We start from the raw sequence: 11100 nt of genomic DNA, 5'->3' as shown, positions 1-11100 counted from the left end.
CCTCGTTGATCCGGTAGCCAACGGGGTGCTGCATCCATTACTCTGCCGCGATTACTCATCACTCCCCCCCCCCCCTCCCCCCCCCCCCCCCCCCCCCCCCCCCCCCCCCCCCCCCTCGCCCCCACCAGGCTGCCGCAGGCCGGATCCGGCTTGAGCCACGTCCCGACGCCCCGGCCGCCCCACCCGGCGGACGGTCGGCCCTTCTTCCTTCCGCCACGGCAGGCAGTCCAGGTGCTCGGCCCCTGCGCGCGTGCCGCCCCGCCCGACAGGAGCGCAGGAACCCCGATGACCGACCCGCCCCGTTTCGGACCACCACCCCCTTTCGACCCTGAACTGGTTCCCGCGCTCGAGGCGTTGGCGCAGGCCATGCCGCCGGCCGTCCTACCGGAGATGATCCCGGCCCTGCGCCAGTTCATGGCGGCCACGGCGCCGACCGACGACGAGCTGCGCCGGGGTGGCGCGATCGACTTCACGGAGCGTCGGATAGCGGGGCCGGAGGGCGCTCCCGAGATCTCGTTGCTGATCTGCCGACCAGGCGGTTCCACCGGGCCACGGCCCGCGATCTACTTCACGCACGGCGGCGGCATGATCCTCGGGGACAACCGCAACCTCATCGGGGAGATGCTCGACTGGGTGCAGGAGCTGGGCGTCGTGCTCGTGTCCGTCGAGTACCGTCTGGCCCCCGAACACCCCTTCCCCGCGGGGCTGGAGGACGTGTACGCGGGGCTGCTGTGGACGGTGGAGCATGCGGAGGAGCTGGGCGTCGATCCAGGGCGGCTGGTCGTGTCGGGGCCCAGCGCGGGCGGTGGCCTGACCGCGGCCCTGACCCTGCTCGTCCGGGACCTCGAGGGCCCTGTTCCAGCAGGTCAATTGTTGGTCTGTCCGATGCTCGACGACCGCAACGACAGCCCGTCCGCCCGTCAGATGGCCGGTGTGGGCGCATGGGACCGCACCGCGAACGACACGGGCTGGACGGCGCTGCTGGGTGAGCGGCGCGGCGGCCCGGACATCCCCGCCTACGCGGCGCCCGCGCGCGCCGAGGACCTGTCCGGCCTGCCGCCTCTCTTCATCGACGTCGGTTCCGCAGAGACGTTCCGCGACGAGGTCGTCACCTACGCTTCGCGCGTCTGGCAGGCCGGAGGCGTGGCGGAGCTGCACGTGTGGCCCGGAGGCTTTCACGGCTTCGACGCGCTCGCCCCGGACGCCGAGCTGTCGAAGCGGGCACGCGCGGCCAGGGTGGCGTGGCTGAAACGAACACTGCTCATCTGATCGCTCACGGCGAAATGGTCGTTGTGGTGACAGCAATCACCGGCCCATTTCGTCAATTCATCAGCCAAGGAGCGCAGTGTGAACATCACAGTCATCGGCCGCGGTCGTGTCGGCAGCGGTCTGGCCCGCAGATGGCAACGGTCCGGCCACCAGGTGACCACGCTCGGGCGGGAGGGCGGCGACGCCTCCGGCGCCGACGCCGTCGTCGTGGCCGTACCGGGCAACGCGATCGCAGAGGCACTGGGAAAGGTCACCGGCCTTGCCGGCCAGGTGACCGTCGACGCCACCAACATCTACGGAACGCGGGACGACACCTACCCGTCTCTCTCCCACCAGATCAAAGCGGTTATCAACGGGCCGACCGCCAAGTCGTTCTCCACCGTCTTCGCCGCCGCGTACGAGGAGATCGACGCCCAGCGGGTCACGCCCAGCAACCTCTTCGCGGCCGAACCGGGCGCCAGGGACGTCACCGAACGGCTCATCCGGGACGCGGGCTTCGACCCGCTCCACGTCGGCGACCTCGACCCTGGCGCACGGCTGCTGGAGAACAGCTCGGCGCTCACCCGCGCCCTCGCCGCGCAGATCGGCCCCTTCTTCTACCGCTACGGGCGCCCCGGCGAGCTTTGAGCCCCCGCGCTCCACCCTCATCGCATCCCGCACGTACCAGCCCAAAGGGACACCCTTCATGACCCGTATCGCGATCATCCGCGGCAGCACCCGTCCCGGCCGCAACGGTGAAGCCGTGGCCCACTGGGTCCACGACATCGCCAAGCAGCGCACGGACGCCGAGTACGAGCTCGTCGACGTCGCCGACTTCAAGCTTCCCCACCTCGACGAGGTAGCGCCTCCCTCCCTCGGCCAGTACACCCAGCCCCACACCAAGGCCTGGGCCGAAAAGATCGCCTCCTTCGACAGTTACGTCTTCGTCACCCCGAGTACAACAGGCGGGTGATCGCGGTCGGGAAATACTCCTCGGCACGGTCGTCAGCGCCCGCGTCGAGCGCCCGGCGGCGGGCGCCGATGCCCTTGGCCCGGTCGGTCCGGGCGAGCCAGGTGCGCTCCGCGGTGCGGCGCAGTCGGTGTGGCGGACGTCCAGCAGGGGGCCTCGGCGCCGAGGGCGTAGGCCTCGCCTCACTGGCTCAGCGCCATGGGCACGGGTTGCCTGCACCGTCTCCCCGTCTCGAAAGGCGGCTCAGCGGGGGTAGAGCCAGCGGCTGAGGGCCCGGGTCAGCGTGGGCATGACCGCGTAGGTCATCAGGCTGCTGAAGAGGACGGCGACCAACGTGGTGCGCAGCAGCAGCGGCAGGCCGGTCAGGAACGGCGCGAGGACCGTTCCGGCGAGGAGGGAGATCGGAAAGATGCCGAGCACTGCCGTGAGCGTCATCTTCCATCGCGGCGGAGGGGGCGCGGGCAGGTGGCTCAGCGGTACGAACCAGCCCTCGATGCCGCTGAGGCTGCGCCGGTCGACCTCTCGGTGGTGGCCGTCGGCCCGGGCGAACCAGGCGGCCCGTTCTGCGGAGCGGTCCCAGCGGGCGTGCGCCTCGGTGTCCTGGAACCGGTGGACCACATACCAGGGGTCCCCGGGCCGGTTGGGCCGGAACAGGCCGTAGCCGAGGTGTCCGGGGAACGTGGCGGCGGCGTCGAGGACTCCGTGGGCCCATGCCTCGAAGTCCGCCTCGTGGCCGGGGTCCACCTGGCGCGAGATGAGCAGGCCCACCTCCCCGGAGGGGACGGGGGCCGATCGGCGCTCGTGGCCGACGAGCTTCGTCATGGCTTGCTCCTCATCCGGCATGAGACGGGCATGCGCGGATCGTCGTCTCGGGCTGTCCTCGGCCGCGTTCGTGCTCAGTGGGCCGTCTGACCGCCGTCGACCGCGAAGACTCCGCCGGTGGTGAAGGAGGCCGCGGACGAGGCCAGGTAGAGCACCATGCCGACGATCTCCTCGGGGTCGGCGGCGCGGCCCATCTGCGGGCCCGCCATGACGATCTCCCGCTTGACCGGGTCGTCCAGCCAGGGCTGGGTCATGGCGGTCCGGGTCAGGCCCGGCGCCAGGGCATTGACCCGGATGCCAGCCTTGGCGTAGTCCACGGCGGCGGCCTTGGTCAGCCCGATGACACCGTGCTTGGCCGCCACGTAGGGCGCCATGTCCGGGTCACCGATGAGGCCTGCGATCGAGGCAGTGTTGATGATCGAGCCACCACCCGCGGACGCCATGTGGGCGATTTCGTACTTCAGGGAGAGGAATACGCCCTTGAGGTCGACCGCGATCGCCTTGTCGAAGTCCTCCTCCGATTGCTCCGCCAGTGGGGCCGGCGGTACGAAGACACCCGCGTTGTTGAAGGCGATGTGCAGGTCGCCGAAGGTGTCGACAGTCGTCGCCACGAGACGGGCGACCTCTGCGGCGCGGGTGACGTCGGTGGGGACGAACAGGCCCCGGCCGCCCTCCTTCTCGATGAGGTCCACGGTCTCGCTGCTGCGTTCGTCGATGTCGCCGATGACCACGACGGCGCCCTGCCGGGCAAAGGCCAGGGACACCGCCCGGCCGATGCCGGTGGCGCCGCCGGTAACGAGCACGACCTTGCCGGTGAAGTCGAAGTATGGGTCCGTCACAGTGTCCAGCTCCTGACTGGTGGTGCGAAGGTGCGGCCGGTGGCGTTCCAGCCGCCGGCGGGGGCCGGGGCAACGCCCCAGGGGCGGCTGACTGGGTCAGAAGGTGACGGTCACCTTGCCGCGGATGTGCTGGGAGGCGAAGGCGATCAGGGCCCGGTCCGCTTGGCCGAAGGGGTAGTCGGAGTCGATCTCGACGCGCAGCCGGCCTTCGGCGGCCTGCTCGGCGAGCGCCTCGAGCCGTCCCCCGGGAGTGCGGGTGCCGGTGTAGGAGGCGGTGACGCCGCGTTCGAAAGTGGGAGGACCGCCGAGAGGCGAGACGAGGTGTCCCCCGGCCTTGGCGGCGGCGGCCGTGGCGGAGAGCGCGGGGCCGGCGTTGGCCAGGTCGATCACCGTGTCGACGCCGTCGGCCACAAGGCGGTGGGCCTCCTCGGCGATGTCGGCCGTCCGGTAGTCGAGAACGTGGTGGGCGCCGAGGCCGCGCAGGAAGTCCTCGTCGTCCGCGCGTCCGGTGGCCAGCACGATGAGACCTGCCTGCCGGGCGAGCTGCACCGTGAAGGATCCGACGCCGCCCGCGGCTCCCACGATCAGGACGCTGCCGCCCCGGGGCGCCCGCACCTCGTCCAGCAGGGCCGCCGCGGTGAGCGCGCCGGTGCTCAGCGCTGCGCCCTGGGCGGGGGTGAGCGCCGGGGGCCGCAGCGCCACGGAGGGGGCGTCGTCGATGACGATGTACTCGGCGAGCGCTCCGGCGGTGACGCTGTTCCAGGCGATGACGGCATCGCCGACCGCGAAGCGGGTGACGCCCTCGCCGACGGCTTCGACAACGCCGCTGACGTCCACGCCAGGAACGAAGGGGTGGCGCACTGGCATCGCATCGCGCATGGCGCCGGTGACGAGTACCTTGTCGACCGCGTTGAGTGAGGTGGCCTCCAGCCGGACGAGTAGTTGGCCGGGGCCGGCGACCGGGGTGGGCAGCTCCGCGAACTCCACGTCCTCCAGGGGACCGTACGACCGGGCGATGAGCGCCTTCATGATCTTGCTCCTGTCACATGGGTGATCAACGCCGTCGGTGACACCGCGGCTGGGAGGGCGGGGCGACTCCCCCGACTCATTTAGTGATGCGTCAACAATATCGCGGATTGTTGACCTGTCAACATCGCGCTGGAGGTCTGTCGAGGCGGCCGGTGTGATGCACGCGGCGGGCTTCCGCGAAGCCGCGGCGGGCGGAGCCCCCGTCCGCCGCTCAGTCGCTGACGCGGCTGACGGAGCGGTAGCGCCACGGCTCGTACTCGGGGTGCCGGTCCGCCCAGGCGGCGATGAAGGGGCAGACGGGCAGGAACTTCAGGTCCGCCCGCCGGACCATGTCCAGGGACGCGCGCGCCAGCACCGACCCGATGCCTTGTCCCTCGCGCTCGGGCAGGACCTCGGTGTGCACGAACGCGAGCAGTCCCTTGGCCGGGATGTACTCGACCAGGCCCGCGAGCCGTCCGTCCACGTACGCCTCGAGGCGGTTCTTGTCATCGACCCTCGTCACGGTGATCCGAGGCTTCTCGCGTTCCATGGTTTCTCCGTTCCGGGCGGCACCGCGACGCGACGTACCGCGGACGGCGTGCACCGGCTGCCACGCTGCCAGGAGCGCCCTTGGGCGCACATCGGCGATCACCGCCTACACACTTCACCGACCCGTCCCGCCGACGGACAGAGCGGCCGGTCACCGGATGGAGCGGCCACGCCCCGCCCGGTCACCGCGCCGCCCGCTCCTGCACTGTCGGCCGCACTCCGACCGGAATCCCCGGCCCCACCCTCGACAGGGATGCAGACACCCTTCTGCGTCGGCCGTACCGGCCCTCTCACCGCCTTCACCGGCACCCTGCGCATCGCCGCGTCCGGGCCCCCCGCGGTCCTGTACGTGCACGGCCCGGCGGGCATCGGCAATCGCGCGCTGCTGCAAGTGTCGGAGGGTCCCATGACCGCCGTCCGGTCCGGTGTTCGAAGTCGACGCTGACCCGGTTCAGGGAGCGCACGTGAGCGGCCGGCTCCGGTAGGCGCGGCTGACGTGACGCAGCGCGACAGCCACCGTGGTGGGGGGCTTCGTCAGGGTGACCAAGGCGCTTCCGTCAATCTGCGCACGAGAGAGCTGGGGCGGTCGCCGGACGCGGTGGAGGACCACGGCGGCCGGGTCCCGGCCACGCCACACTGCCCGGCGTACGGCCCAGCATGGTCGGGGCGCGGGGAGGCGGGCATCGGCATCCACTCCGTAGATCGCCCCCTCCTGACACGCCGGGGCGCAGGACGGAGTCAGGCCTTTCGCGTGCTCGGCCGGTCGGTCGCGGCGGCTCGCCGGGCGAGTAGACGGGTCACCGTCTGCTCGCTTCGTACCGTCCGCACCAGGTCGAACCCCTGGCCGTCCCGGTAGTAGCGCAGCAGCCCTTCACTGGTGCAGCCCCTCCGCACCCACGTCCGGTCGGTGGCGGCCGCCCGCCGCAGCGCCCACGCGGCGAGCAGCGCTCCGGGCCGGTGCCAGCGCCATGCGGGGTCGGTGACCGTGGTGTTCAGGTAGAGGGCGGGCTCGTCGCGTTCGGCGTCGCTCCACCCTTCGTCGAGCGGCCGGTCCGACAGCTGGGTGCACCCCACGACGCCCTCCCGCGCATGCTCGAGGACCCAGCCCGGCGACCGGGGCCGGACGGCGCGCACAGCCATCATGGGGGCGCTGCTCAGCCAGCCCTCCCAGTCCTCGAGGCCGCGCTCGCGCATCCACGCCGCCCGCTCCTCGATGACGGCGGTGAGGGCGGGCAGGTCGTCGGGACGAGCGGGTCGTACGGAGAACAAGGGCAGCTCCAGACGGACGACGGCGGCCACGGCGGCCGACACCACGTGGCCACACCTTCTCACCGCAGCACCGACGAAAGTCTTTGAATAATCACGTACGTGCGGTCGCCGACGCCCCGGCGGCCGCAGGTACCTGGTGCGTGCTGCGCCATCCGCGCGAACGCCGCGTCGGTCTCACTCAGGACGACGGGGACCCCGGGTCAGTGGTCGTCCGGCTCGGCCGGGGTCTCCTGGGCGTCGCGTACGGCCGCGAGGACGCTGTCGAGCAGGCCGGGGAAGCGGGCGTCGAGATCGTCCCGGCGCAGGCTGTGCAGGATGATCCGGCCTTCCCGGCGGGCACGCAACACTCCGGCCTCGCGCAGGACGTGCCAGTGGCGGCTGGCCGTGGAGGGCGAGACGTCGGGCAGCGTCGTCGAGCAGGTCAGCTCCTCCCCCCGGGCCAGACGCTCGATGATCCTCAGCCGCGTGGGGTTGGCCATCGCGTCCAGAACCGACTCGATGCGCAGTTCGGCCGGGGCGGGATGCGTCAGCGTCTTCATAGTTCGAGTGTACGCAAGTTTGCGGATTGACGAATCTGTACGCCCCGGTTCACAGCCCCCGCGCTTGGCGTCCCCTCCCCCCTTATAGTTCAATAGTTCACGTAATCGCGAACTAACGAAGGATGCGACAGTGAGTGCCTACATGGTCATCAGCGTCACCCCCCGGGACGAGGAGAAGATGCGGGACTACGAGTCCCGGACGCTCGACGTGGTCTCCCGCTACGGCGGCAGGCCCATCGCACGGGACACCGAGTGCTTCACCCTGGAGGCCGACGGGCGTCCCGGCATCGGAGTGATCCTGGAGTTCCCCGACAAGCAGGCCGTCCTCGACTTCTACCACTCCGAGGAGTACAAGCCCCTCAAGGAGTTCCGGCACACCTTCGCGACCGCCAGCGCGCTCGTGGTCGACTCCGTCTGAGCCCGCCCGGCCCGTCCGTGCCCGCCGGGCCGGACGAGCTAGGTGACTTTCACCGAAGCGGCCCCGCGCAGGGGCGGACACAGTGGTGTCCCCGGTCGCGAGATCGGCGGGAAGCCCACGCGTCCGTATCCCGCGGGTCGGCCTCCCGCCGTTGCGCACGTTCCGTCCGCCGCCACCCGGCCCCGCCCGGTGGCGGCGGACGGAGTCCTGAGGAGGCTGCACGTGGAACGGTCGGTTCGGCTGGGGCGGCACACACAGGTCACGCTGCGTGTCACGACGGCGCAGGACACGGAACGCACCTGTGAGTTGTGGATCGTGAGCGTGGACGACGACGTGTACGTCCGGGCCCTGTCCGGGGTGCGGGCGTGGTGGTACCGGCGGGTGGCGGGCTCCACCGCGCAGGTGTGGTGCGCGGACGGCATGGTGCAGGCGTCCTTCGAACCCGTGCCGGACCCCGGCCTGCTGGAGCGGATCGATGCCGCCTACGCGGAGAAGTACGGGCTGGGCTGGCCGGGCCCGGTCGGCTTCCTCACCGCGCCCGCGGCCCGCGCCGCCACCCTGCGCGTCGTCAGGGCGGCGGACACCGGCGGCCCGGCCGGGACGCCGCCGGACGCGGCATGAACAGCCCGTCGGCGGCACTGGACGTCATGCAGCGATGACGCCGCCGGCCAGGCCGGCACGCTCGACGCCTACGCGATCCCATTCCAGTTCCGCAGCTGGCGGCGCGAGGTGATGCCCAGCTTGCGGAAGATGCTGCGAAGATGCGCGTCCACGGTGCGCGGGCTGAGGAAGAGTCGGACACCGATCTCCTTCGACGTCGCCCCGGTCGCCACCAGCCGGGCGATGTCCAGCTCGCGTCCGGTCAGCTGCTGCGCGGTGTCCCGTGTCGGCCGCCGCGTGTGCTCACCCGTCGCCCGCAGCTCCTGCACGGCCAGCGCGGCGAACGCCTCGGCCCCCGTCGAGGAGAACATCTCCAGCGCGGCACGCAGCTGCTCGCGCGCCTCCCGGCGCCGTCCCGCCCGCCGCAGCCACTGGCCGAACACCAGATGGGCCCGCGCCGGGTGCAGGACCACGCGGCAGCCCCGCAGCCGCTGGACCGCTTCGAGGAAACGGTGCTCCGCGCGCGCGTGGTCACCGGCGGTCAGGGCCTCGCAGTACGCCTCGACGCCGCGGGCCCAGTCGGTGACCGCGGGACCGGTGCGCCGGGTCAGCGCGGCGAGCGCCTCGGCGGCCTCTGCGGGCTCGCCGCACCGCACCGCGGCCTCGACGAGTTCGATCAGCGCCAGCCCGGTGATCGCCGGCTCGTCGCGCCGCGCCGCCGCCCGCGCATGCTCCAGCGCCGCCGGGTAGTCGGCCAGCCCGTTGTGCAGGACGGCCCGCGCCCAGTACGCCACCGCGGTGGCCTGGCCGTCGTCGCGTTCCACAGCCTCGCGCAGGGTACGGCTCAGGAAGGGTTCCGCGGAGGCCCGGCCGCGCACGGATTCCAGGTGCAGCCGCGGGTAGGGCAGCGCGGAAGCGCCGGTGACCGCTGCCAGCGCCTCCTCCTCCGCGATGAGCGCCGCGGCCCGCGCGAAGTCGCCGGCCTGCGCGGCAACGGCCGCCAGCATGGCCAGGCCGACGGCCAGAGCGCCCAGCGCACCGGTGTCGCGCGCCTGCTCGACCTGCGCCTGCGCCAGCTCAACGTAGGCCTGGTCCTCCCACAGGTCCACGGCGATCAGGGACGCGAGAGCGGGGCGCTGGAGCCACACCGGGTCGTGTACATCGGCGAGGACCTCGCGCAGCAGCGGCACGGCCCCAGTCATGTCCCCGGCGAAGAGCGCCACCAGGCCGTCCAGCACCCGGTCTACGGTCCGCGCCGGTCCGGGCGCCGGGGGCGCCTGGCGCGCAGCCTCGATCGCCGCGTGCATCTCGGCGCTGTGGCGGCCGATCAACGCGCCCGTGGCCAGGGCGTCCACCAGACACTCCCGCGCCAGCCCCGCGTCGAACGGCGCGACGCGCCGGGCCACGGCTAGCAGCAACCGCGGGACCTCGCGCAGCCGGCGCTGAGCGAAGGCCACCTGGCAGCGGACGAGGTCCGCCCGTGCGTCGCGCAGGACGTCTTCGGGGCCGGCCTGGGCGTCGGCGGCGAGGCGCTCCGCCGTGTCGTAGTCGCCCGCCGCGTACGCCGCCCGCGCGGCGCCCAGCGCGCGCCAGGCCCGGGTGCCCACGTCCGGGGTCAGTGCTGCCGCGCGCTCAAGGAACGCCGCGGCGGCGGCCGCTCCGCCGCGGGCGCCCGCCCGTGAGGCCAGCCGTTCCAGCTCGCCCGCGACCTCTTCGTCCGGCCGCACCACCGACTGCGCCCGATGCCACACCCGGCGGTCCTCGTCCGTCCCGGTCTCCGTGACCTGCGACAGCACCGCGTGCACCCGGCGCCGCTCGGCCGGGGACGCCAGCCGGTAGACCACGGAACCGACCAGGGGGTGACGGAAGCGCAGAGCGCCGTCCATGGTGGCCAGGCCGGCGGCCTCGGCGGCGGCCAGGGCGTCACCGTCGACGCCCAGGCGGTCGGCTGCCGCCCACACCCGTGCCGAGTCCCCGGTCGCCTCGATGGCCATGACCAGCAGCAGGGTGCCGGTGGACGGCGGCAGCGGCCGCAGCCGCCGCTCGAAACTCTCCTCGATGCGGCGCGACAGCGGCACGGCCTGCGGAAGCCCGAAACCGCCCGCCGCACGGTTGGGCCCCACCGTCCGCGGCAGTTCCAGCAGCGCCAGCGGGTTGCCCCGGGCCTCCGCCAGGATGCGTTCGCGCACCTGGTCGTCCAGCGGAGCACGGAACTCGGACACGAGAAGGATGCGGGCCGCTTCGTGCGGCAGTCCCGTCAGCGACAGGTGGGGCAGGTCGGCGAGTTCGGGGACGCTGTCCGGCTCACGCACCGCGAGGACCAGGGCGATGCGCTCATGGTCCAGCCGGTGGGCGACGAAGGCCAGCGCCTGCGCGGAAGCGCGGTCCAGCCACTGCGCGTCGTCGACGATACACAGCAGCGGATGTTCCTTCGCCGCGTCCGACAACAGCCCCAGGACCGCCAGCCCCACCAGGAAGCGGTTCGGCGCCTCCCCCTGCGCCAGCCCGAACACCACCCGCAGGGCGTCGCGCTGGGGCGCCGGGAGCTGTTCCAGCCCGGACAGCAGCGAAGCGCAGAGCGTGTGCAGGGCCGCATAGCCGAACGCGGCCTCGAACTCCAGGCCCGTGGTGCGCAGTACGCGGACGTCGCCCGCGTCCTCAGCACTCCGCCGCAGCAGGGCCGTCTTCCCGATCCCGGGTTCACCCGCGACCACCAGCGTGCCGCCGCGGCCCGCACCGGCTGCGGTGAGGAGGTCACCGATCCTCGTGAGTTCCCGTTCACGGGCCAGAAGACCCTGCGGGGCATGCGGGGCATGCTGCGGGTGGATGATCACGCGT

Annotated in this window: 13 protein-coding genes; 6 read left to right on the top strand and 7 right to left on the bottom strand. The window is 72.4% G+C overall.

The genetic code is table 11. The annotated features are described in order from the left end of the window. The first annotated feature begins 285 nt into the window (after positions 1–285). From ACZ5Y0_RS33275 to ACZ5Y0_RS33265, 3 genes are all read left to right on the top strand, one after another. On the top strand, positions 286–1269 hold the full coding sequence (locus ACZ5Y0_RS33275; protein WP_469132382.1) for an alpha/beta hydrolase: 984 nt from the start codon (positions 286–288) through the stop codon (positions 1267–1269). Positions 1270–1347: 78 nt separating this feature from the next. Continuing rightward, positions 1348–1896 (top strand): NADPH-dependent F420 reductase, encoded by a 549-nt coding sequence (locus ACZ5Y0_RS33270; RefSeq protein WP_469132381.1) that lies wholly within the window; start codon positions 1348–1350, stop codon positions 1894–1896. 58 nt (positions 1897–1954) lie between these two features. Beyond that, entirely contained in the window at positions 1955–2221 is a 267-nt protein-coding gene (locus tag ACZ5Y0_RS33265) for an NADPH-dependent FMN reductase (RefSeq protein ID WP_469132380.1), read from the top strand. A 240-nt stretch (positions 2222–2461) separates the two neighbouring features. Here the strand turns inward: ACZ5Y0_RS33265 and ACZ5Y0_RS33260 are convergent, their stop codons facing one another. The 4 genes from ACZ5Y0_RS33260 to ACZ5Y0_RS33245 form a co-directional block, all read right to left on the bottom strand. Further along, the gene (locus ACZ5Y0_RS33260; RefSeq protein WP_469132379.1) at positions 2462–3040 is read right to left on the bottom strand and encodes an antibiotic biosynthesis monooxygenase; all 579 of its coding nucleotides are present in this window, start codon (positions 3038–3040) and stop codon (positions 2462–2464) included. Positions 3041–3114: 74 nt separating this feature from the next. Then, positions 3115–3879: a glucose 1-dehydrogenase gene (locus ACZ5Y0_RS33255; protein WP_469132378.1), complete on the bottom strand. Its 765-nt coding sequence runs from the start codon at positions 3877–3879 to the stop codon at positions 3115–3117. Between the two features lie 96 nt (positions 3880–3975). After that, complete coding sequence (locus tag ACZ5Y0_RS33250) at positions 3976–4908, bottom strand: NADP-dependent oxidoreductase (RefSeq protein ID WP_469132377.1); 933 nt, start codon at positions 4906–4908, stop codon at positions 3976–3978. Between the two features lie 211 nt (positions 4909–5119). Beyond that, complete coding sequence (locus tag ACZ5Y0_RS33245; RefSeq protein ID WP_469132376.1) at positions 5120–5437, bottom strand: GNAT family N-acetyltransferase; 318 nt, start codon at positions 5435–5437, stop codon at positions 5120–5122. A 252-nt stretch (positions 5438–5689) separates the two neighbouring features. Here ACZ5Y0_RS33245 and ACZ5Y0_RS33240 point away from each other — a divergent pair, with 252 nt between their 5' ends. After that, complete coding sequence (locus ACZ5Y0_RS33240; protein ID WP_469132375.1) at positions 5690–5881, top strand: hypothetical protein; 192 nt, start codon at positions 5690–5692, stop codon at positions 5879–5881. A 293-nt stretch (positions 5882–6174) separates the two neighbouring features. Here ACZ5Y0_RS33240 and ACZ5Y0_RS33235 read toward each other — a convergent pair whose 3' ends face one another. Next, positions 6175–6750 (bottom strand): GNAT family N-acetyltransferase, encoded by a 576-nt coding sequence (locus ACZ5Y0_RS33235; protein WP_469132374.1) that lies wholly within the window; start codon positions 6748–6750, stop codon positions 6175–6177. Positions 6751–6905: 155 nt separating this feature from the next. After that, complete coding sequence (locus ACZ5Y0_RS33230; protein WP_469132373.1) at positions 6906–7244, bottom strand: ArsR/SmtB family transcription factor; 339 nt, start codon at positions 7242–7244, stop codon at positions 6906–6908. Between the two features lie 130 nt (positions 7245–7374). Between ACZ5Y0_RS33230 and ACZ5Y0_RS33225 the strand changes: the two genes are divergently transcribed. Continuing rightward, positions 7375–7662, top strand: a complete 288-nt coding sequence (locus ACZ5Y0_RS33225) for a DUF1330 domain-containing protein (RefSeq protein WP_469132372.1) — start codon at positions 7375–7377, stop codon at positions 7660–7662. Between the two features lie 222 nt (positions 7663–7884). Further along, positions 7885–8283 carry a DUF2255 family protein gene (locus ACZ5Y0_RS33220; RefSeq protein WP_469132371.1) on the top strand — a complete coding sequence of 133 codons (399 nt, stop codon included), beginning with the start codon at positions 7885–7887 and terminating at the stop codon, positions 8281–8283. A gap of 68 nt (positions 8284–8351) precedes the next feature. Here the strand turns inward: ACZ5Y0_RS33220 and ACZ5Y0_RS33215 are convergent, their stop codons facing one another. Beyond that, positions 8352–11096 (bottom strand): AAA family ATPase, encoded by a 2745-nt coding sequence (locus tag ACZ5Y0_RS33215; RefSeq protein ID WP_469132370.1) that lies wholly within the window; start codon positions 11094–11096, stop codon positions 8352–8354. Between the last annotated feature and the right edge of the window lie 4 nt (positions 11097–11100).

Source organism: Streptomyces sp. NPDC033216 (assembly GCF_055577115.1).
The sequence above is the reverse complement of the archived record's forward strand: the minus strand, read 5'-3'. Positions and strand labels throughout refer to the sequence as shown.